This is a genomic window from Reyranella sp. GW821-FHT12G01, from assembly GCF_058806575.1.
The window spans coordinates 3,844,036-3,864,144 of sequence record NZ_JBXAPV010000001.1 but is presented as its reverse complement, the minus strand read 5'-3'; the positions used below and the strand labels follow the sequence as shown (position 1 = coordinate 3,864,144).

Genomic DNA, 20,109 nt, shown 5'->3' with positions numbered 1-20,109 from the left:
AGTAATTGAATTCGGAGTGTAAGGTTGCGGGAGCGGGCGGCAACTTAGTGAGAGACTGTTTTTCATCTAATTTACTTGGGCCTGTGCTTCCGGTTGAGCGCCCGGGTTGCCTTGTCGGCCTGTCTGCTACGATTCCCACCTTGTTCGTAGATCAGGCTGGCAGCATCGCTTTCGTGGGCCATCATGCGCTTTCGGGCCTCGCGCTCGATCCCGAGGTCGTACAGCTCATTTCCGAGAGAGTGGCGCAGGCCGTGGATATTCAGGCCTGGCTTGACCTTGCCCTCTTCGGCCAGCTCCCGGCATAGCCGGTTGATCATCGTCCGCAGGCCGCTCTCGGTGTAGGGCTCGCCTGATTCGTTCACCACCAGACTCTTGGCGCCGGGATCGACGCCGACCTCGTCGAGGAGGGCCAGTAGCGGATCGGGGGCCAGAATGTTGGTCACCTTCTTGCCCTTCCGGGTTTTGCGCCGCGTGTAGACCAAGCGAGGCCGCTGCCACACAGATGGCGGCTGGTGGGTGATGTCGCCGGTAGGCCACCCTGCGAACCTTCCCAGCCCAAGCGCCAGCAGGATGCCTCGCCAGCCCCGCTGACGGGCGCCGTCCACCATGGCGGCGAATTCCACGTCCGCCCAGGATCGGTGCTGGGCCTCCAGATTTTCGGGCCTCTCAAGGTCAGGAACGCCCTTGGCCGTGTTCACGGTCAGGTGGCCGTAGAGAATGCCCCAGGAGAACATCGTCGACAGGACGGTGACGGAGTAGTTGCCCGTCCAGAAGCCGAAGGCCTTTCCGACCTTGTTCCGGATCTTGACCACGTTGGGCGTGTCGATCGCCAGCAGCATCAGTGTGCCGAGATCCAGCTTGAGGGCGCGCCGGAGATAGCCCTTCTGCGGGTCGATCATCCGCTCGTAGCTTTTCCGGGTCGCTGGAGAGAGCTGGAGCCACTCTGGAGAGGGATCGCGCTTGCGGCGACCGTCGGTGCCTGGAATGCCCCGCCAGGCCTCTATGAGGTCCAGCAGGGACCCTGCCTTGGCTTTGGGACGGGGGAGGGCGGCTAGCGTCGCCTTCATCGCCTCGACGCGAGCGGCGAATTCTTGCGGGTGTTTGTGCGGGTCGAGGCGGTTGCCCTCGGCGTCGGTGATCGCCTCGCCGCTAGCGCGCAGGTAGTAGTACGTCGTGCCGTTGCTGACGTACCGCTTAATGCCCGAGATGTGGACCGTCGTCATCCAGTAGCCTTCCCAGCGCCTCCGGGGTCTGAACCTCCAGCGAGCCGCCGCCAGCGTCAATCCAGGCATCCAGCGACTTGCGGGTGTATCTCAGCTCACCCCCAGTGCTACGCGCGTCGAGATGAGGCACGACCAGCGCGCCAAACTTGGCCGCCGGCATGTCGTCCAGGTACGCCCGTGCCGTCAGCGGCTTCATCAGGGCGGGCCAGTCGCGCGCAGCTCTACTCATGGCCGGTTCGGCCACGGCGAAAAAAGCGCCGGTCACGTTTCGAGCTCTTAGGCAGCCGCCGGTCGAACCCTTGGGAAGAAAGACCGGCGGCCGGCCAGATTGGAGACGTGTATCTGGCCGCCGCGAAGTGCCTCGGGGTGATCTGGAAGAACTGCGCGGTGCCGACCCAATAGTACAGTCTGACCTTCGGCAAGCTCAACTGGACATAGGTCGGAGGGAGGTCGTCGCCCGCGCGAGCGGCACTGTGTACGCCCTTGTGCTGGTGACCGGCCTGGACGCGACCCATTCGAGGTTTACCAAAGAGGACTTTCGACGCGGCTTGGCAGCGCTTAGGCGAATGCCCACCGAGCACGAGTAAGGCGGGCTTGTTGGGCGCGCGCACGCCCCAAGAGATCGCGCCCGGACGAAGCGGGAGCGTGCTACAACCAATCATGTCTATTTCCCCGACCGCCGTCGCAACTGCTCGCCGCAACCTCGTCCAGCGCATGGAGCGGTTTCTCGATGCCGCCGACAAAGAAAAGACGTTCAACGCATGGGAAAGCGACCTGCTCTGTCGTGTGGTCGCCCATCTGGAAACGGGTTACTTCCGGGTCGGCGAGGACGTGATGCTCCAGGTCGAGCGGCCCGATCTCTACTGCTCGGAGAAGGCACTGGCCGCAGTGGCCGGCGGGCCCACGCTGACCGCTCGCGAGGTTCGGGGCAGCATCGTGAAGATTCTGCAGGCGTAGGCCTGCGTCGCATCCGTACCATTGCTGCGCCGCAACCGGGCCTACAGCGCCCCGTTCCTTGGATCGACAGGATAGTTGCCCATGAACGAACGCGACGTTCTGATTAGAGAAATCGAGAGCTTCCTGCGCACGCGCGAGTGCAGCGAGCAGCAACTTGACCGCTGGGAGTGCCATCACTTTGTGAGGGCAGTGGCCTACATCCAGACGCCGATGGATGCGCGGTTGGGCGTCGGCCTCTTTAACAAGGTTCGCGTGCCTGTCTCCGGGCGACTTCCCCAGGACATCGACGACATTCCCAATACCTACGCCCTGCTCACACTCACCGAAGCGCGGGCGAGCTTCGAAGAGGCCAAGAACAGGCCTCTTCGCGAGCTGTAGGAGCGTCGGGTTCGGCAAGCGTCAGGCCTCGACGTTTGCCTTGCGAAGAATCCGCAACGCCTTGTTCAGGGAGTTGATGAGGTCGGCATCCGTGCCCTCATCCGCCAAGTCGATGGCGTGCTCAATCCGGCAGAGGGCATCGTCGAACGTTCGCGTGGGCGCGGCGAGAATCGCTTTGGAGGCGACGTCGTAGCTGTTGCGGGCCAAGGCAAACCTCTCCCTGGCATCCTTTTCGGCTTGGGTGCTACCCAGCGCAGCGCCGTGAGGTCTCGCGAGCCTCGCGTGATCCGCTTCGTCACCGGCGTCGCTGACCTCTTTCCAGGCAGCCTGATAGGCGTCCCAGAGGGGCCGGAGGCGGGAATGGACGCGGCGGGCAGGGCGGGCGCCGACGTGGGGCTTGGAGGAGAGGTCGGCCGGGATGACGGCGAGTGTATCGGGCATAGCTGATCCCCTAGTGAGATAGCCGCTCAGGCAGCTTGGTTGATGGTCGTTTGGGCCCAATCACTCGGTCGTGCTTCCGGTGCGCGGACCCGGCGCGCCCATTCGGCTTCAGCCTCGGTAGGCGTGGGCTTCGGCTCGGAGCCGGCGCCGCAGGCGACGCACTCGCCGAAGAACTGGCGCACGGACTTCTGGCGGATGACGCCAGCACCGTTGCAGAAGGGGCAGGACTTCACAACGCACCCCGCTGCTTGCGTGGGTCAGGGTTGAGAACGTCGATAGCGGTGGTGATCGCGTCAGTTGGCTTGACGATGTCGACGACGATCGCCTGCAGCGCCTGGATCAGGAAGTTGATCTCGGCGCCGCGAGGGTGGGTGCCGCAGCTCTCCATGAACACTGCATGGAGAACGTCAAGGCCGTCGCTGAGCAGACATTGCGCCTGCTGGATCTCTTCGACCTCAGGCTCGATCTGATGAAACAGGTTGAGCGCTTCGATCGACGTCGGATGAGTGTGCGAAAACTGCGCGAGTGTGTCCGGCATCACTGCACCTGTCCGTTGACGCCAATGGCGCCGCGCAGGTCACGGATCAGGTTGAGGACGATCCGTTCGGCAGCCCGCGGCGAACCATCCTCGATCTCCTCAAGTTCAGCGAGACGTTCGAGCTTCAGCAGCATCTCGGCGGGTGTACGCGCCTGCGCTTCGATGAAGCGGTCGTCGGCCGTGTGATAAGCTTCGACGAGGGGGCCTTCCTCGGGAGCGCCGACCTCGTTCACCGCATCTTCGGCGGCCTGCAGTTCCAGGCGAAGTGCGATCAAGCCGTCGCCTTTGGGGAGGCTCTGGCACGGGGCGGGCTTCTTCAGTTCGCTTGCTGCCTCGACGATCTTCTGGGCTCGTCCATGGGCAGCGTCGACTTGATCGTGGACGGTGCCCAGCAGCAGATAGAGGCGATCGGCAAGTGTCTCCAGGTGGCTGCTGTTCAACAGCTCCACCCGACCGCCATTCTTCTTCGCCTCGCTACCGATGCCTGAGATCTCGTCGATGATCTCCCACGCGAGGCCGAAGGCAATCAGGGCACGGCGCGTGCCAATCTCGGTCTGATCGGCTTCTCCAAAGATGAAGCTCGGCAGGACGCGGGCGGTTTCAGCCGCGGCGATGGCGGCAATCGACGCCGGGACGGGCGGGCGGCTCTCGCCATGAACGGCCCTGCGGGGCGTCGCCTTCTTGGCGCTGCGCTGCTTCGAGCTTGGTGGTCGTGCTGGGCTTTCGTTGATGATGAGCGAGTCAGGCATTGGTCCCTCCGTTGTGAAACTGGCTAGGCGGCGGCGAGCTGGTCGATCGGCGCGCGCACGTCGCGGTAGGCGCGGACAGCCTTGAGGAAGCCGGCCCAGAGGTAGCGGCGGCGATCGAGCCAAGCCTTGCGGGCGGCCGGCGCCCAAAGGCGCCACGGCTTCGCGTCGAAGGGGCAGCGCTTCTCGCTCTCGTGGGTCTGGAGGTGGGACAGCCAGATCAGCGCGACGCCGGCCTTGGCCTCATGGGGGAACTGGCCGCGCTCTTCGCAGCGGGGATCCTCGTTGCGGTCGAAGCTGAAGCCCTGTTCGCGCTCGATGCGGGCGAAGTCCCGGCCGCGGTGGTCGACCTCGGCCTGGCAGGTCGCCGCTGCCCAGGCCCGGAAATTTACGCCCTGCAGCTCATGCGACGGCAGCGGTCGGCGGTGCAGCGCGATCGTCTGGGCGGTGGTGAGGCTGGCCGGGGCGGCGAGGATCGTGTCGGGCATGGATGTCGGTCCCCTACGTGCAAGTCACGCAGGGGTAACCTATTTATCGGTTATCAGTCAACCGATATTTGGGTTATTCCCGGTTCATCACCTTCGCTCGGCGAATCATTGCGATAGGATGCGCTGCTATCCACACCGACCGAGGGAGGTGCGAGTAATTCTCTGGATTAAAATGCATGGCCAACCACTCTTCTTTGTTCGACGCGGCGAGCCGGCCTACAGTGGCTAGACACTTGCCGTTCCTTTCCTTCTGAACAAAAACGCAGTCCATCCCCCAGGCGGGCTGCACATCGGGACACACGCCAATCTCGTCGCCGTGTTCAATTACCGGGCTCATCTCGGTTCCGCTCATGTAGAAGCTATACTTCAAGCGTAGCTCAAAGACGGACTCAGCTTTGTACTTTGAGATGGGTATGAGTTCGACAATGAAAGGGTCCCGAGTGTGGGCACTTGGCAACAGCTCGAAGTGCAAGCCGTATTTGCGCTGGGGCCGCTCATGTACCCCGAACTCCTCTGGACCTAGCCCTTTTTGAAGCCATTCAATTGTTGTCGACAAGACTTTGGCAATCTCAGGGAGGGCGCGGGGGCGGGCGACAACTCCCGATTCGATGCTGTTGACGTTCTGTTGGGAGAGATTCATCCCGAGTTTCGTTACTTCGCCGGCCAAGCGCTTCTGTGACATTCTCAGTGCTGTACGACGCTTGCGTATGCGTTCGCCGATGCCATTGGGGTTGTTGTCTGACATCCAGTGACCCTACAGGACGAGCAAACCGATTTCTTGGTTGAGAAAAACCGATAAATCGGTAATATGGAGGCCATGAGTGATGCGCTCTCCCTCGCGATCGACCATGTTGGAAATCTGACGCGCCTGGCGAAGGCCATCGGCAAACGTCAATCCACGCTATGGCACTGGAACAAAACGCGCGTTGTCCCAGCCGAATATTGCGCCGCCATCGAAGCGGCGACAAACGGCAAGGTCACCAAAGCGGATCTCCGGCCCGACGTCTTCGGCTCGGCGTTGGCGTCGGGGAAGTCTAAAGCGCCTCAGCAAGCCGAGGCGACCTGATGTGCGCACTGTTCGCCCGTGCGCTATTTCAGATCGTCGCGATTCCAGCCGACGAGCTGCGAATCCATGATGACCTTGGCGATGCGGAACGTCGAATGTCCGGGGTTCTCGGCGGCGAGCGCTTCAAGCGAAGCGACTGCATTGGCGATGATCTTCAAGCTGTCCTTCTCGCGAAGGACGCCGCGTCGTTCCAAGTGCGTCATCGTCTCGATGATCAGCAACCAGGAGCAGAGGCCGACCGCCAGATCCACGGCGAAATTCTCGCCCGTCGTCGGCTCTTTCTTCTTCCTAGGCATGGTTCTGCCTCGACCTGTTTGAGGGAAGTGGGACCTTCGTCGGTTCTTGATGGTCGACCGCGGCTGAAGCGCAGTCAGGTGGTGGACCTCTGGCCCTCGGCCAAGGAGGGTCCGTCACCGGCCATTGGATGGGACGGGAGACGCCGCCGCATTAAGGCGGGGACCAATGGCAGCGACGCCTCCCGTATGCGACGCGCAGTGGCGGGGATCGCCGGGCGCCGCAGTCTCCAAATTCGCGCCACCTTGCAGGGTGGTCGCATGCGGCCGCGCGGCCGCCATCTCTTCACGCTTCGCCAACAGGCTACCAACCAGGCGCCGCGTGATTTCGCCAACGTGAACGAACCGACCTTCGCGCTCCTCTTGGTGATTGCTGCTCCGCATGGGCAGCAACATCGGAGATCGGCATGGAAAGTTCTTTACGCAAAGACACTCGAAAAAGTAGCGGAGTACCGAACGTGAACGGCGTTGCGATCAGGACCCTGTCGGTCAACGAGGCTATCGCGGAAGCTTTACGCCCGTGGTCGCCCAAGGCGATCGCGAAGCGGGTCCGCACCAGCGTGCGCACCGTCGAGAACTGGAAGCTCGGACGTACTGGCCCGCAGGCGAAGCACGTCGCCGCGATCCTGAACGATGCCGAGCTCTGCACCGCTTTTCTTACGGCAGTGGGGCGCCCCGATCTGGCGACCCGTGCCGAACTCGCCTCCCTGACCCGGCGCATCGAAGCGCTCAAAGCCGAAGAAGAACGGCACGCGAGAGAAGTTCATGAAATCCAATCGTCTCTGGAAGCTGATGGCGGCGCTGTGTGTGTGGATGGCGGAGCGTCGCAGCGCGACGGCAACGCTGTGGAGGAAGCGCGCCCAGTGGTTCCTGGAACGAGCGACTAACAGCGGCCTTGCGCCGAGGAAGGACTAGTCATGCTTCCTGTCGATCACTCAGGGCATCCGATCGTGCCCGATTACGGGCGCGAGAGCATCTGTGAGGGTGCCGACATGGACGAGCGCCGCCCTGACCGCTGGCAGTCGATTAGCGAGCCCATGTGGCGCTCCCTGAAGAAATCCATCGTGGCGGCGGGCGTTCGCGGCGCGATCAGCCGGCGGAGGGCGCAAGGCCTGATCAGCCGGTTCGGGCTGCGCCACCTCTGATGTCGCTGCCTGTGCCCGCATCTGCCGAGCCATCGCTGATCCGCTACGACGCGGCATGCCGCGCCGTGAGCGAGGCGAAGACGGTCGACGACGTGCGCGAGATCGGCGCACAGGCCGATGCCGTGCGGGCCTACGCGAAGCAGGCGAAGAATCGGCAGCTTGAGATCGACGCGGCCGAAATCCGCATCAGGGCCGAGCGCCGCTTGGGCGAGCTGATGGCAGCGCAAGCAGGATCGGTTGGGAAGGCGAGGCCGCCCGGCTCGAATCAGCATCGGGTTAAAATTAAACCCGAAGCTCCGGCGACCCTCGCTGAGGCGGGGATCGACAAAAACCTCGCGCACCGTGCCCGCACTCTCGCCGCCGTTCCCGCCGAGAAGTTCGAGGACTTGCTGAAGGACAAGCGGCAGCGGGACAACAGGAAGGTGGTGCTCGATCCCGAGTTCCAGGCCGAGGCCGATGCGGCGGCGCGCGACCTGGAGATCGAGAGGGATGAGCGGATCGCGCTGGCCGGCGCCGGCGAGCTGGTCGAGGAAAACCAGAAGCTGACCAAGCAGGTCGACACACTGACTCGCCGGGTCGCCGACCTAGTGGAGGAGGTCGGGGCCGAGAAGCGTCGCGCGAGGATGTGGAAGGGCCGGGCGATCGACGCCGGCTGGAAGGGGCGGGCTGATGCCGCGTGACCTCTTCACGACCGCGACTGAGCAGCTGGTCCTTCACGACTACCAGCTCGGCGCGCTCTCAAGCGCCCGGGAGAACATTAGGCGAGGAAACCGTCGGCAGATCCTGTGCGCGCCGACCGGCGCCGGCAAAACCATCATCGCGTTGGGCTTGATGCAAGCGGCGGAGCGGGTGGGCTCGCGATCGGCTTTCATCACCGACCGCAGTGCCCTGATCGATCAGACCTCGCTCGCCATGGATCGCTACGGCATCGACCACGGCATCATGCAGGCAGACCACTGGCGCTGCCGCCCTAGCGCTCTTGTTCAGCTCGTCTCTGCTCAAACCCTCGGCCGCCGGCTGGGGAAGGGCGGGTATGTGGATTATCACCTGCGGGACCTGCGGTTCGTGCTGATCGACGAGGCGCACACGCTCTATCGCTCTACGCTCGACTGGCTGACGACCCTGCCGGAGCACGTCGCGATCATAGGCCTGACGGCAACCCCCTTCACCCGCGGCCTCGGGCGCCACTTCCAGGCCTGCGTGAACGTGGCCACGACCGACGGCCTGATCGGGACTGGCATGCTGGTACGGCCGATCATCTATGCCGCCGTCGAGGCTGATGTTAGCGGCGTCAAGGTGCGGTCGACTGGCGAGTGGGACGAGCACGGCCTCGAGGCCGAAGGCATCAAGATCGTCGGCGACGTGGTGACCGAGTACACGAAGCGGACGACCGATCATTTCGGCGGGCCTGTGAAGACGATCGCGTTCTCGTCGACCGTGGCGCACGGCGAGGAGATTTGCCGGGCGTTCGCGGGGATCGGGCTCAACTTCCAAAACATTTCGTATCACGACGACGAAGACGAACGCCGGGCCAAGATCGAGGAGTTCCGGAAGCCGGACAGCGCCATCACAGGGCTGGTGAGCTGTGACGCGCTCGCCAAGGGCTTCGATGTCCCGGACGTGAGGGCCTGCCTGCTGTGCCGGCCGCTCCGGAAGTCGCTGACGACGCATATCCAGCAGATCGGCCGCGTGATGCGCTCGGCGCCGGGCAAGGACCAGGCACTCGTCATCGACCATAGCGGCAACGCGCTGCGGTTCCTGATCGATACCATCGACTTCTGGGCCAACGGTGTCGACGAGCTGAACGAGGCGGCGGAAAAGGACAAGGTTGCTCGTCCCATCACGCCCAAGGATCGCAAGGAGCTTGTCTGCTCTGGCTGCCGGGCGGTTTTGCCTCCGGGGGTAAGCTCCTGCCTTGCATGTGGCCGTGAGCGCCCACGCCGCTCCTCCGACGTGACGATCGTGAATGGTTCCACCGAGCGCCTCGATCTCGGGCAGAAGCCGACCCGCCGTTTCGACTTCGACAATCATCCGCTGCTCAAGGATCCGGGCGTCGCGCACCAGTCGTTTGTCGCCTGGGCAACAGAGCGGAAGAGGGGCGATGAGGCCGCCGGCCGCAAATGGGCCGCCGGCATCTTCAAGGGCGTGTACGGATGCTGGCCGCCCGGCCGGTACGACTCACTGCCGCTCCAGTCATCGCTCGTGACCTTCGAGGTCGAGAGTTTCTGCAAGCGCGAGATGGCGCGATACGCCAAGAGCCGGGCCGCCGCATGAGCGCCGTGACCTTTCACGAAGCCGCGGCGTCGATCGGCTGCATCATCGGCGACCTCCGGGAGGATGACCGCATCCACCGGTGCGCCACCGATACACATCCGAAAAAGAAGAACGGCGCCTATCGCACCGACGGACAGCGCGGCTGGATCCGTAACTGGGAGACGTTCGCGCTGGCCACTTGGCATGAGGAGCGGGCCCAGCGGCGGACCAAGCCGCCGAAGCCACTCCCCGACCTTGCGAAGCGTCGCGCAGAGGAAGCTGCGGCAGCCCGCTTTGCTGCCGAGACGGCCCAACACATGGTCAAGACTGCTTCCTGGGCGACGCACCCCTATCTGGCGCGCAAAGGCTTTCCCAAGGCCCTCGGGCTCGTGCTGGAGGACATGCTGCTCGTGCCGGGGCGGATCAACGGCCGGATCACGACGCTCCAGAAAATCTACGAGGACGGCCGGAAGATGTCGCTGAAGAACGGCAGCATCGGCGGTGCGTCCTTCTCGATCGGCGACGGTCCTGTCGAGGTCCTCTGCGAAGGATACGCCACCGGCCTGTCGATCAAGGCAGCGCTCGCCGGTATGTGCGTGCGGGCGAGGGTGACGTGCTGCTTCGCTGCCGCGAATGTCGCGGAGGTCGCCAGCAAGCGGCACCGCGCGCTGATCGTGACGGACAACGACAAGCCGATCCCGCAGTTCGGCGGGCTGGGCACGGGCGAGTACTTCGCGCGGCGCACGGGGCTGCCCTGGGCGATGCCGCCCGCGCTCGGCACCGACGCCAACGACCTGCACCTCAGCGCCGGATTGCCGGCCCTGCAGAAGCTTCTCCTCGACTTGATGCAGAGGAGGTCATGCGCCGCCTGAGTTCGATGACGGTGGGCTTCGCCGTCGCACATAGCCCCTCTGTACCGGCGTCACCATGGGACCATGACCGTGAGCGCCACCGGGGAAAAGAAGCTACGCACAGGACGCTGGGACAATGCCCAGCACGGCGCGTCGAGGGGATCGCTACCCTCGTGCACGCCCGCCGTTGGATTCGAAGACTGAGTAAGCGGGGATCGGCCAACCCACCCGCGCGCCGGGATCAACCGGCAATCTCTATAGCGATGCGTCGAAAGCGACGGGCGGCTCGGGCGAGCATTCCTCGTGAAGATGCACTTTTCCCGGCAAGGGCGAAGTGCGTCTTCGCTCCGGACTCTCAAACGAGCATTGCCGAAAGGAAGGCGGATCGATGAAGCGGAAGGTCTGGACTGAAGGCGACAACGAGGCTCTGCGGTACTGGCACGCTTGCCATTACACGGATGATCGAATCGCTCGGAAACTGGGCTGCTCACGCCGCACGATCCTGCGGCAGCGGGAGGCGATAGGGCTAACTGCGGTACACCACCCCAGCCGGCGTGATAGCGTCATGCAAGTCAAGGTGGGGAAATTCCAGCTTCGCGGACGAGGTGATGGAAGCGCTACGGGCGGCAATCGGCATCAGTAACTATCTGATAAACAACACGATTCCTAAGCAGGGAGAGTTGATCCCCAAAACGCCGTGGAAAAGTCAAGAAGTTTTCTATATAAGGTAAGAACGAAACGGGACAGGTACTAGCTATGGCTAGAAAACCTCTTTTAACCACCTTCCAGGCGCTTGCAGACGGGCAAGAAGAACGCCTGAAGCAGCTTGTCTTGTTCGTGGCGGAGGAGTGTGAACACGCGCCCTACTTTGGACTGACGAAGCTCAACAAGATCATCTGGAAGGCCGACTTCACGTCTTATGCCGAAACGAGCGCGGCGCTGACCGGTTGTAGTTATCAGCGCTTGAAGTTTGGTCCGGCCCCCTTGCAGATGGTTCCAGTTCTAAAGGCGATGGAGCGGGACAACGCCATCGCGTACCTGGACAAAGAGTTTGGGAATGGAGTCATCGAGCGACGGGTGATTGCCAAAGTCCCATCCAACACAAACGTGTTTCTGGTCTCAGAGTTGAATTTCGCCCGCAGGGCTATCTCCTACTACTGGGATATGACTGGAGCCGAGACCAGTGATGACTCGCACGGCATCGCTTGGAGGACGCGCGAGGACGGGGATCGGATGCACTATGAGCTGGCTCATCTTTCGGATCGAAAGATTGAGGGCCGGCAACTCGCACTTCTGAAAAATTTGGCAGTTGAGCGGGGCTGGAAGTCCAACTAGCCCCATGCAGTACAGCATCGTCGAAGAACCCAGCTTCATCGAAGCTGTTAGCAAGATGGGCGGTTCATTTCGCGTCGATATGGCAATTGAGGTGCTAATAGAGCCGCTCAGCAATAAGCCTCACGAGTTCGAATCAGTCGAGATTGGCCAGCTTCGATTCCGGTACGCTGTGACCAAGCGTATCGGGAACGCCATTCCTTCGCTGGTCATCATCTTTACCATCGACGATTCTAAGAACACGGTAAGCCTGCAGCATGTCGAGGTAGCCGATTTCCCCTACGGCGAGGCCTAAGTCGCACTGAGAAGGTGTAGTAATGCCTTCCAAGCTAGTTCCGAATGCCCATACACCCGTTCATCATTGTAGCCTTGGTGATGTTCACAGCCTTCTTCGGGTTCATTGCCTGGATAGGCCATGTCACGATCGGGTCGCGGACTCTCATCGACCGCCGGACCGACCCTAAGGGCTTCTGGATCGTCTTCATCGCCTACCTGGCTTTGATCTTGTGGGGAATGAAGGACCTGCCTGACATGCTCGATCGGGTGGCCGCGGCGAATGCGAAGAAGAAGGAAATGATCCGCCAGCCGGCGGATCGATAGGAAGGCGAGATGAAGTTGTGGCTCATCGCGCTCTCGATGCTGCTGGCGTCCGCTGGCGCCAGCGCCCAGACCATCACCGACGGCGACACGATCAAGCTCAACGGCACGACCTATCGCCTCTGGGGCATCGACGCTCCGGAGACGAAGCAGTGGTGCGGCGACTATCCGGCCGGCGTCATGGCGACGGCGGTACTGGAGACGTTGATCAAGGGCAGTGGACCAGTCACTTGCGAGCCAAAGGACACGGACCGCTACGGCCGCACCGTTGCCATATGTCGGGTCGACGGCCGAGATCTCGGCCAAGAGATGGTTCGGCTTGGCATGGCCTGGGCCTTCACGCGATACAGCAAGGACTACGTGGCCGACGAGGAGCGGGCGAAGGCGGAGAACCTTGGGGTTCATGCTCGGAATTGTCAGCCCGCTTGGGACTGGCGAGCCTCGCAACGCCAATAGACGCTGGAGCGAGATCGAGCGGTCTTCCCAGTCATGGGCGCACGCTCACGCGAGAAATTTTCCAGTTTTGCTACCCCAGACTCTTCGCTAGGTTCGCGTCCGAACCGCGGCCAGCATCATCATATGCTAACGCCGCTTGAACGCGCGGACCTGCATTAGATGAGCTGCCCGAATCTTACCCCTGAAGAACTCGCCGGCCTGATCGCGATCGATGGGTCGTTCGCACAGCGCCGCCCAGCGCCCGAGATTGAAATCCGACTGCGCGAAATGGGCCTGATCGAGCGCAATAGCATCTGCCGAATGCCGATCCGTACAAAGCGCGGTCACGACGTCGTAAGTGAGCTGGGTAGTGGGAGCAGTCGGTAGCGCGCCCTCCCGCGTTTGCGGTCATCCATTCGGCGAGATCAACCAGCCGCCAGCCTCGCCACGTATTCTGCCAGGCTGCTGGTGTTCGGATCGCTGCCAACATCGAGTAGATATTCTTTAAAGCCTCGCGGGCTCACCTTGATGGGAACGACCACGTAATCATCGTCCTCAAGCACCGAGCAGCGAGCATTAGAAAGCTGCACCCACCTCGCATGGGTGGTCGGGAAACCCTCGTCACCGGCCAGAATCTCAGCGAACTCAGGGAAGTCTGCCGCTGTAATTAGCGGGACAGGGTAGGTCCGGGTTTCTTGCGACATCATTTTGGCCTGAGCGCCGCCGTCGCGGTCTTTGGTGCATTTTTCACCGAGTGAACACTCCAGATTCATGGATTCGACCAGCTGTTGAATATTGATGGCTACGCATCCGCCAAGGGGCTGCGGATCCGTCCAATGTAGATAGGGGCAAGCAGGTTCCAAGCGTTTGTCGCACTTTTGCCGGCTTTGAACGCGAGCCTCGCCGGAGATGCCCCGCCCCCTTTGCCTGGCTGCTCATGGGGGCCAAAAAATCTTCCGTCGGGCACTTGAAGGCTATTTGGCCTCCCCTAGATCATCTGCCGGCGGTGCCTCAGGTATCGCTTCGGCGGCTGCCCCTGGGGGGCCGCTTCGCAAACACATCGCTCAGGATTTGGAGGATGAACATGCGCACTGCTTTCGACTTTTCACCGTTCTATCGCGACACGGTCGGCTTCGACCGGGTCTTCAACATGCTCGATTCGGCCGTCAGCCAGGGCCCGCAGGGCTACCCGCCGTACAACATCGAGAAGGTGGCCGATGACCAGTACCGCATCGTCATGGCGGTAGCCGGCTTCTCCGAGGCCGAGCTGAGCATCACCCAGAAGGAGGACGAACTTCTCGTGACCGGCCGGGCCCAGCCCGGCGCCGAGGAGAAGGAATACCTCTACCGTGGCATTGCCGCCCGGGAATTCGAGCGCCGCTTCCAGCTCGCCGACCATGTGAAGGTTGTGGGAGCCAATCTGGCCAACGGACTTCTGACGATCGAGCTGAAGCGCGAGATCCCCGAGGAGAAGAAGGCCCGAGCTATCCGCATCGAGTCCGGCTCGACGCCGCGGATTTCGAAGCAATAGGCGTCTGCTGAGGGCGTCCCGCTGCCCAAAGCGGCGGGCGCTCCGCCTATAGTTGTCTTTTCAATCAGGAGGTTCGTCATGATCGCAAGGTCGGCACCCTACCGGCCTCAATCGACTCCAGAGCTGGCTCCCCAAGCCGATGGTGCTCTAAGTCTGCCCCCTCATGCCCTGACGATCGACCGGCCACCCTGCGGGCGGATACTGATCGTTGAGGATCAGCTTTCACTGGCGCTTGAAATGCAAAAGACCCTACGGGATGCCGGCTATCTTATCGTCGGTCCGGCGGGCAGCCAAAGCGAAGTAGAGCGTCTCGTACGGAGCGGCCGTCTCGACGCTGCGGTCATCGACCTAGACGCTCGGCGAAGCGCTCCGATGGCGGTCACCGATTGGTTGGGCGTAGAAAATGTACCGTTTGCGCTTATCGTCGATAATGCGAGCGAACTGCCGCACGAACTCGCACTGCGCCCCTTGCTCACCAAGCCGGTTTCTCCCGAAGCGCTGGTCGACACTGTCGACCAGTTGGTAAATGGCTCTCCGGGAGCGGTGATCATCCCGTATGAGCGTGGGCCGAGGATGTTTCCCGCAATCTAGCGGACCTTCACGTCCTCGTTTTGACTGCCCGGGATGCCGGCTCCGCCGTCGTCGCGTGTGACGGCCGGATTGGGCTTGTCCCTCTCTTGTTGCTGGCCCGGCGGCCCACCGGCGCCCGGGTTCTTGCGTTCGTACTCTCGCTCGGGCGACAGATCCGACGAACTGGGAGGCTTCGACATCGGCATGCTCATTTCCTTTCGATTGGAACGTCGCTGATCGGGCGCCCTAGGTGGCAGAAGCCCCCGGATTGGCTGCGCTCATCCAGTTGAATGGAACTGTCCGGAGGTAGTTGCTGCGTATTCGAATGATAGTTGGTCGAACGCCTCGCTTGCGTTCGTTAGTCACACTTCCCCCTAATGGGACACCGTCAGCGACAGCCGGCGGGACCCTTGGCGAAGAAACGCCCACATCATCAGACTGCTGAGCCGGGACGGAGAGGCCGACCCTCGAAGTTCACCCAGGCTCTAGCCGACCGCATCTGCGAGCGCCTCTCTGCGGGTGAGACGCTGCGGTCGATCTGCCGTGACGTGGCGATGCCTCCCGAGCCAACCGTTCGCCGTTGGGCGCTGGAGAAAGACGCCTTTTCGGCGCAGTACGCGCGGGCTCGTGAGATCGGCTACCAGGGGCTCGCTGACGAGCTGACCGAGATTGCGGACGACAAGGGCGGTGACCCGGCTCGAGATCGCTTGCGCGTCGACACCCGCAAGTGGCTGCTGAGCAAGGCGCTGCCCAAGGTCTACGGCGAGAAGGTCGAGCACACCGGCGCCGGCGGCGGCCCGATCCAGTTCACGCGCATTGAACTCGTGGATCTTGGCTCGTGAGGCGCCTGTGGCACGCCCTGCTGCTGCGCCTCGGCTTGAGGAAGCCGGCACCCGCGCTCACGACCGAGCAGATCGTGAACATCGCTCTGTCGCGTCTCGGCGGCGAAGTCGTGGCCAACAATCGTCTCGCCCAACGGCTCCGCGCGGAGGGCCGGCAATGAGCGCCGCCACCGCCCGTGTCGCCATCCCCCCGAAGCTGAAGCCGCTGTTCATCGGCCCTGCCGACGTGCGCGGAGCCTACGGCGGTCGCGGCTCAGCCAAGACCCGCACCTTCGCCAAGATGGCCGCCGTCTGGGGCTACATGTTCGGCAGCGCCGGGCAGAGCGGAATCCTCCTGTGTGCCCGCCAGTACATGAACTCGCTGGACGATTCCTCGCTGGAGGAGGTCAAGCGCGCGATCGAGGAGGAGCCGTTTCTGGCCGCCTACTACGACGTGGGCGAGAAGTTCATCAAGAGCCGCGACGGGCGCATTGCCTTCGCCTTTGCCGGCCTGGATCGCTCCATCGACAGCGTGAAGTCCAAGGGGCGTATCCTCCTGTGCTGGGTGGACGAGGCCGAGCCCGTGACGGCCGAGGCGTGGTCCATCCTGATCCCGACCCTTCGCGAAGAGGGTGAGGACTGGAACGCCGAGCTGTGGGTCACCTGGAACCCCAAGCGCAAGACAGCCGCGGTGGAGAGCCGTTTCCGGGCCGCCAACGACAACCTGATCCGCGTCGTCGAGATGAACTGGCGGGACAACCCGAAGTTCCCAGCCAAGCTCGAACGCGAGCGCCAGCGCGACATGACGAACCGGCCCGACCAGTACGAGCATATCTGGGAAGGCGCGCATGTCTCGGTCATCGAGGGCGCGTACTACGCCAAGAGCCTGACGCAGGCCAAAGCCGAGGGCCGCATCTGCAAGGTTTCCCGCGATCCGCTGATGACCGTCCGTGCCTTCTGGGACATCGGCGGCACCGGCGCGAAGGCCGACGCCTGCGCCATCTGGATCGCTCAGTTCGTGGGCCGCGAAATCCGCATCCTCGACTACTACGAGGCGCGCGGGCAGGAGCTTTCCGTCCACGTCGCTTGGCTGCGCCAGCACGGCTACGGCGGCGCCCAGATGATCCTGCCGCACGACGGCAAGACCCACGACCGCATCTACAGCGTCTCCTACGAGAGCGCGCTGAAGGATGCCGGCTTCGACGTGCCGCCTCCCGTGCCCAACCAGGGGCCCGGCGCGGCCTCCATGCGCGTCGAGGCCGGCCGTCGCCGCTTCCCCATGATCTGGTTCAACGCCGACACGACCGAGCCGGGCCGCGAGGCGCTTGGCTGGTATCACGAGAAGCGCGACGAGGAGCGTGGTGTTGGCCTCGGGCCGTATCACGACTGGTCCTCCAACGGCGCCGACGCCTTCGGGCTGATGTGCGTCGTCTACGAGGAGCCGGAGAACCAGCCCTACAAGCCCCGCGCCCCGCGCTCTGGCTCATGGATGGCGCACTGATGGCCGACGCTGACACCAAGACCGCGGCCCTCAAGGCGACCCACCAGACGGCAATCGATCGAGTCGAGGAAGCCTGGAGCTTCGAGCGCGACAACATCACGAAGGGCCGGGAAGACCAGTTGTTCTACGCGGGTGAGCAGTGGGACGAGCAGGCGAAGGCTGCGCGCGTCAACCGCCCCATGCTCACGGTCAACCGCCTCGCCGCGCCGGTGCATCAGCTCACGGGCGACATTCGCCAGAACACGCCGGCCATCCGGGTTCTGCCCTCCAAGGATGGCACCAAGGAAGGCGCGGAGATCCGCAACGGCCTGATCCGCAACATCGAGGTCAATTCCGACGCCGACGCCTGCTACGCGATGGCGGCCGAGAACGCGGCTGTTGCTGGGCAGGGCGCGTTCGTCATTGACACCGAATACAGCAACAACGACGGCTTCGAGCAGGATATCCGCATCCGGCCGGTGCGTGACCCGTTCGGCGTCCTGATCGACCCAATGGCGACGCTGCCCGACAAGTCGGACATGCAGTACGCGTTCGAGTTCGACCGCATGTCCAAGGCGGCGTTCGAGAAGGCCTATCCGGACAAGAGCCTGAGCGACATGCCGAGTGTGGCGGTCGGCGGGTTCAACTGGATGCCCAACTTCGGCACCGGTCAATCGGTCCGCGTGGCCAAGTACTGGTGCAAGAAGCCGGTCAAGAAGACGCTCTACCTGCTGAGCGACGGGACCGTCCTCGACGACGAAACCAAAGCCAAGGAAGCGGTCGCCGCCGGCGCCGAGTCCGGCATCCAGCTCGATCGCACCCGAGAGGTCGAGAGCTACGAGGTCGAAAGCTACATCATCAATGGCCTGGAGATCCTGAGCGGGCCGCACCCGTGGCCGGGCCAGTACATCCCCGTCTGCTTCGTGCCCGGCGAAGAGATCACCATCGACGGCTCGACGCGCCGCAAGGGCATGGTGCGTGACGCCAAGGACCCGCAGCGCCTCTACAACTACGCCCGCACCGCCGCTGCCGAGACCACGGCCCTGCAGCCCAAGCAGCCCTTCGTCCTGACGAAGAACCAGATCAAGGGCTTTGAGAACATGTGGGATAGGGCGGGGACGGACAACCTGCCATATCTACTGGTCAACGACGGCGCCACGCAGATGCCGCAGCGCGCGCAGGCCGCGATGGCACAGACCGGCCTTGATTCGCAGGCGGCCATCTCTGCGGCGGACATCGAGATCGCGACGGGTATCTTCAAGCCCAACCTGGGCGCCCCGAGCAACGAGACGTCCGGCAAGGCAATCCTCGCGCGACAGCGGGAGGGCGACACTGGGACATTCCTCTACCCCGACAATCTCGCCCGCGCGGTCCGCTACTGCGGCGTCGTGATCTGCGATCTGTTGGGCAAGGTCTATGACACCGAGCGCATGGTCCGCATCCTCAAGGAGGACGGCGACCACGACATGACGAAGGTCAACGAGCAGGTGCCCGATCCGAACATGGCGGGCGCGTTCATCAAGCTCAACGACCTGTCGGCCGGCGAGTACGACGTCACCGTCAGCACCGGCCCGAGCTACGCGACCAAGCGCATGGAAGCGGCGGACGCGATGCTCAACCTCGCCCGCGACATGCCGATCGTCGGGCAGGCGGCTCCCGACCTGATCGTGAAGGCGCTCGACGTGCCCTATGCGCAGGAGATCAGCGAACGGCTCAAGCCGCCCGACCCCGCGCAGGCGGCTCCCGACCCGGCCGCACAGGCTCAGGCTGCCAAGGACACCGCATCGGCCATGAAGGCTGGGGCCGAGACCGACAAGATCGTTGCCGAGACCGAAGGCATCAACCTGACCAACGCGCAGATGTCCGCGCAGATGCAGATGATGGGCCTCGCGCTCCCGCAGATCATGCAGGAACTGAAGGCGCTTCGTGAGGCGATGCAGGGCCAGCAGGCGCAGCAGCCCGGCACACCGCCCATTGGCGAGGGTCCGCCGCCGGCCGCGCCTCCCACGGAAATGCCGCCGCAGATGAACGGCGCCGATCACGACATGCCGCCGATGGCGGAACTCGATCAAGCAGGAGCCCCACAGTGAGCGACGTTGACGTCAACCAAAATGTGAGCGATGCTCAGGTATCGGACGCTACGGCGTCTGCTCAGGTCGGAACGACGGGAGAAGCGGCCGCTCCCCCGGGTGATGCACCCGCAACCGATGACGGACAGCCAAACGGCGACCAGCCCGGCGGCAAGAAGCCCATCGGCCCACGCATCAGCGAACTCACTGCCAAGCGTAGAGACGCGGAGCGTCGCGCGGAGATTGCGGAAGGCCTCGTCGACCGTCTCACCAAAGCCCTCGCTGAGGGCCGGGTGATTCAGCCGAGCGGCGACGCAAAGCCCGCGGACGATACGGGTCCGAAGCAGGCCGATTTTCGCACCTATGAGGACTATCTCGACGCGCGCGCCGAGTGGAAGGCCGAACGCAAGTTCGCGGAACTCGTGGAGAAATCCAAGGGCGATGCGAGCAAGCGAAACGAGGAGCAGGGGCAGCAAGAGCGCTGGGCTGGCTTCACATCGGCGCTCGACGAACAGGGCGGAGAGATCGAGGGCTTCGAGGACGCGGCAGCCGCCGTGTTCACCGATCCGAAGTTCCCGATGAGTCAGCCGATGGCCGACTACCTCATGGATGCCGCTGACCACAAGGCCGGGATGGTCGACTGGTTGGCGAAGAATCGGACCGAAGCGGCTCGGATCTACAAGCTCTCTCCCGCGGCAGCGGCAAAGGAACTGGCGAAGGTCGATGCCCAGCTTGGGCAGAAGCCCCCGCCGAACACAACCAAGGCTCCGCCGCCCGCCCCCCGGGTTGCAGGTCGAGGTGCTGCACCGGCCTCCATCGAAACGATGTCCTGGGAGGACACGAAGAAGTGGGCGGCCAAGCAGTCCCGAAGCTGAGCCATCTCCTGAAAGGCAAC

29 protein-coding genes are annotated in these 20,109 nt (G+C 63.4%); 19 read left to right on the top strand and 10 right to left on the bottom strand.

The features are described 5' to 3' along the window. Positions 1–71 precede the first annotated feature (71 nt). A complete protein-coding gene (locus tag AC1RP5_RS18740; protein WP_493113013.1) occupies positions 72–1,223 on the bottom strand; it encodes a tyrosine-type recombinase/integrase in 1,152 nt (383 codons plus the stop codon). Continuing rightward, the gene (locus AC1RP5_RS18735; protein WP_493113011.1) at positions 1,195–1,488 is read right to left on the bottom strand and encodes a hypothetical protein; all 294 of its coding nucleotides are present in this window, start codon (positions 1,486–1,488) and stop codon (positions 1,195–1,197) included. Before AC1RP5_RS18735 ends, AC1RP5_RS18740 begins: the two co-directional genes overlap by 29 nt. Positions 1,489–1,820: 332 nt before the next feature. Between AC1RP5_RS18735 and AC1RP5_RS18730 the strand changes: the two genes are divergently transcribed. After that, positions 1,821–2,180 (top strand): hypothetical protein, encoded by a 360-nt coding sequence (locus AC1RP5_RS18730; protein ID WP_493113009.1) that lies wholly within the window; start codon positions 1,821–1,823, stop codon positions 2,178–2,180. An 81-nt stretch (positions 2,181–2,261) separates the two neighbouring features. After that, the gene (locus AC1RP5_RS18725) at positions 2,262–2,558 is read left to right on the top strand and encodes a hypothetical protein (protein ID WP_493113007.1); all 297 of its coding nucleotides are present in this window, start codon (positions 2,262–2,264) and stop codon (positions 2,556–2,558) included. A 21-nt stretch (positions 2,559–2,579) separates the two neighbouring features. Here AC1RP5_RS18725 and AC1RP5_RS18720 read toward each other — a convergent pair whose 3' ends face one another. From AC1RP5_RS18720 to AC1RP5_RS18700, 5 genes are all read right to left on the bottom strand, one after another. After that, a complete protein-coding gene (locus tag AC1RP5_RS18720) occupies positions 2,580–2,999 on the bottom strand; it encodes a hypothetical protein (RefSeq protein ID WP_493113005.1) in 420 nt (139 codons plus the stop codon). A gap of 229 nt (positions 3,000–3,228) precedes the next feature. After that, entirely contained in the window at positions 3,229–3,537 is a 309-nt protein-coding gene (locus AC1RP5_RS18715) for a hypothetical protein (protein WP_493113003.1), read from the bottom strand. Then, positions 3,537–4,286, bottom strand: a complete 750-nt coding sequence (locus AC1RP5_RS18710) for a hypothetical protein (RefSeq protein ID WP_493113001.1) — start codon at positions 4,284–4,286, stop codon at positions 3,537–3,539. Before AC1RP5_RS18710 ends, AC1RP5_RS18715 begins: the two co-directional genes overlap by 1 nt. A 23-nt stretch (positions 4,287–4,309) precedes the next feature. Beyond that, positions 4,310–4,771 carry a hypothetical protein gene (locus AC1RP5_RS18705; protein ID WP_493113000.1) on the bottom strand — a complete coding sequence of 154 codons (462 nt, stop codon included), beginning with the start codon at positions 4,769–4,771 and terminating at the stop codon, positions 4,310–4,312. 73 nt (positions 4,772–4,844) lie between these two features. Then, positions 4,845–5,516 carry a helix-turn-helix domain-containing protein gene (locus AC1RP5_RS18700; RefSeq protein ID WP_493112998.1) on the bottom strand — a complete coding sequence of 224 codons (672 nt, stop codon included), beginning with the start codon at positions 5,514–5,516 and terminating at the stop codon, positions 4,845–4,847. 72 nt (positions 5,517–5,588) lie between these two features. On the opposite strand from AC1RP5_RS18700, the gene AC1RP5_RS18695 reads away from it, so the two are divergent. Then, positions 5,589–5,837 carry a transcriptional regulator gene (locus AC1RP5_RS18695; protein ID WP_493112996.1) on the top strand — a complete coding sequence of 83 codons (249 nt, stop codon included), beginning with the start codon at positions 5,589–5,591 and terminating at the stop codon, positions 5,835–5,837. 23 nt (positions 5,838–5,860) lie between these two features. Here the strand turns inward: AC1RP5_RS18695 and AC1RP5_RS18690 are convergent, their stop codons facing one another. Next, complete coding sequence (locus tag AC1RP5_RS18690; protein WP_493112994.1) at positions 5,861–6,133, bottom strand: hypothetical protein; 273 nt, start codon at positions 6,131–6,133, stop codon at positions 5,861–5,863. A 455-nt stretch (positions 6,134–6,588) separates the two neighbouring features. Between AC1RP5_RS18690 and AC1RP5_RS18685 the strand changes: the two genes are divergently transcribed. The 9 genes from AC1RP5_RS18685 to AC1RP5_RS18645 all read left to right on the top strand — a co-directional run bounded on the left by AC1RP5_RS18685 (position 6,589) and on the right by AC1RP5_RS18645 (position 12,764). Beyond that, the gene (locus tag AC1RP5_RS18685) at positions 6,589–7,017 is read left to right on the top strand and encodes a hypothetical protein (protein ID WP_493112992.1); all 429 of its coding nucleotides are present in this window, start codon (positions 6,589–6,591) and stop codon (positions 7,015–7,017) included. A 30-nt stretch (positions 7,018–7,047) separates the two neighbouring features. Next, on the top strand, positions 7,048–7,275 hold the full coding sequence (locus tag AC1RP5_RS18680; RefSeq protein WP_493112990.1) for a hypothetical protein: 228 nt from the start codon (positions 7,048–7,050) through the stop codon (positions 7,273–7,275). Continuing rightward, positions 7,275–7,955 carry a hypothetical protein gene (locus AC1RP5_RS18675; protein ID WP_493112988.1) on the top strand — a complete coding sequence of 227 codons (681 nt, stop codon included), beginning with the start codon at positions 7,275–7,277 and terminating at the stop codon, positions 7,953–7,955. The genes AC1RP5_RS18680 and AC1RP5_RS18675 overlap by 1 nt, the downstream gene beginning before the upstream one ends. Beyond that, complete coding sequence (locus AC1RP5_RS18670; RefSeq protein WP_493112986.1) at positions 7,945–9,549, top strand: DEAD/DEAH box helicase; 1,605 nt, start codon at positions 7,945–7,947, stop codon at positions 9,547–9,549. The genes AC1RP5_RS18675 and AC1RP5_RS18670 overlap by 11 nt, the downstream gene beginning before the upstream one ends. Continuing rightward, complete coding sequence (locus tag AC1RP5_RS18665; protein WP_493112984.1) at positions 9,546–10,400, top strand: toprim domain-containing protein; 855 nt, start codon at positions 9,546–9,548, stop codon at positions 10,398–10,400. The genes AC1RP5_RS18670 and AC1RP5_RS18665 overlap by 4 nt, the downstream gene beginning before the upstream one ends. Positions 10,401–11,135: 735 nt before the next feature. Then, the gene (locus tag AC1RP5_RS18660) at positions 11,136–11,714 is read left to right on the top strand and encodes a type II toxin-antitoxin system antitoxin SocA domain-containing protein (protein WP_493112982.1); all 579 of its coding nucleotides are present in this window, start codon (positions 11,136–11,138) and stop codon (positions 11,712–11,714) included. Positions 11,715–11,718: 4 nt separating this feature from the next. After that, a complete protein-coding gene (locus AC1RP5_RS18655) occupies positions 11,719–12,006 on the top strand; it encodes a hypothetical protein (RefSeq protein WP_493112980.1) in 288 nt (95 codons plus the stop codon). A gap of 80 nt (positions 12,007–12,086) precedes the next feature. Then, positions 12,087–12,311 (top strand): hypothetical protein, encoded by a 225-nt coding sequence (locus AC1RP5_RS18650; RefSeq protein WP_493112978.1) that lies wholly within the window; start codon positions 12,087–12,089, stop codon positions 12,309–12,311. A 9-nt stretch (positions 12,312–12,320) separates the two neighbouring features. After that, on the top strand, positions 12,321–12,764 hold the full coding sequence (locus AC1RP5_RS18645; RefSeq protein ID WP_493112976.1) for a thermonuclease family protein: 444 nt from the start codon (positions 12,321–12,323) through the stop codon (positions 12,762–12,764). A gap of 404 nt (positions 12,765–13,168) precedes the next feature. Here AC1RP5_RS18645 and AC1RP5_RS18640 read toward each other — a convergent pair whose 3' ends face one another. Then, a complete protein-coding gene (locus AC1RP5_RS18640; RefSeq protein ID WP_493112974.1) occupies positions 13,169–13,606 on the bottom strand; it encodes a hypothetical protein in 438 nt (145 codons plus the stop codon). Between the two features lie 221 nt (positions 13,607–13,827). Between AC1RP5_RS18640 and AC1RP5_RS18635 the strand changes: the two genes are divergently transcribed. Together AC1RP5_RS18635 and AC1RP5_RS18630 are read left to right on the top strand one after the other, a co-directional pair. Next, positions 13,828–14,274 carry an Hsp20 family protein gene (locus AC1RP5_RS18635; protein ID WP_493112972.1) on the top strand — a complete coding sequence of 149 codons (447 nt, stop codon included), beginning with the start codon at positions 13,828–13,830 and terminating at the stop codon, positions 14,272–14,274. A gap of 78 nt (positions 14,275–14,352) precedes the next feature. Then, a complete protein-coding gene (locus AC1RP5_RS18630; RefSeq protein ID WP_493112971.1) occupies positions 14,353–14,865 on the top strand; it encodes a response regulator in 513 nt (170 codons plus the stop codon). Here the strand turns inward: AC1RP5_RS18630 and AC1RP5_RS18625 are convergent. Next, a complete protein-coding gene (locus tag AC1RP5_RS18625) occupies positions 14,862–15,050 on the bottom strand; it encodes a hypothetical protein (RefSeq protein ID WP_493112969.1) in 189 nt (62 codons plus the stop codon). The genes AC1RP5_RS18630 and AC1RP5_RS18625 overlap by 4 nt on opposite strands. A gap of 204 nt (positions 15,051–15,254) precedes the next feature. Here AC1RP5_RS18625 and AC1RP5_RS18620 point away from each other — a divergent pair, with 204 nt between their 5' ends. From AC1RP5_RS18620 to AC1RP5_RS18600, 5 genes are read left to right on the top strand one after another with little or no spacing between them, the layout of a single operon-like run. After that, positions 15,255–15,686 (top strand): terminase small subunit-like protein, encoded by a 432-nt coding sequence (locus tag AC1RP5_RS18620; protein ID WP_493112967.1) that lies wholly within the window; start codon positions 15,255–15,257, stop codon positions 15,684–15,686. Further along, positions 15,683–15,847, top strand: a complete 165-nt coding sequence (locus AC1RP5_RS18615; protein WP_493112965.1) for a hypothetical protein — start codon at positions 15,683–15,685, stop codon at positions 15,845–15,847. The genes AC1RP5_RS18620 and AC1RP5_RS18615 overlap by 4 nt, the downstream gene beginning before the upstream one ends. Further along, complete coding sequence (locus AC1RP5_RS18610; protein ID WP_493112963.1) at positions 15,844–17,166, top strand: phage terminase large subunit; 1,323 nt, start codon at positions 15,844–15,846, stop codon at positions 17,164–17,166. The genes AC1RP5_RS18615 and AC1RP5_RS18610 overlap by 4 nt, the downstream gene beginning before the upstream one ends. Continuing rightward, complete coding sequence (locus AC1RP5_RS18605) at positions 17,166–19,235, top strand: portal protein (protein WP_493112962.1); 2,070 nt, start codon at positions 17,166–17,168, stop codon at positions 19,233–19,235. The genes AC1RP5_RS18610 and AC1RP5_RS18605 overlap by 1 nt, the downstream gene beginning before the upstream one ends. Then, on the top strand, positions 19,232–20,089 hold the full coding sequence (locus tag AC1RP5_RS18600; RefSeq protein WP_493112960.1) for a hypothetical protein: 858 nt from the start codon (positions 19,232–19,234) through the stop codon (positions 20,087–20,089). Before AC1RP5_RS18605 ends, AC1RP5_RS18600 begins: the two co-directional genes overlap by 4 nt. The last annotated feature ends 20 nt before the right edge of the window (positions 20,090–20,109 follow it).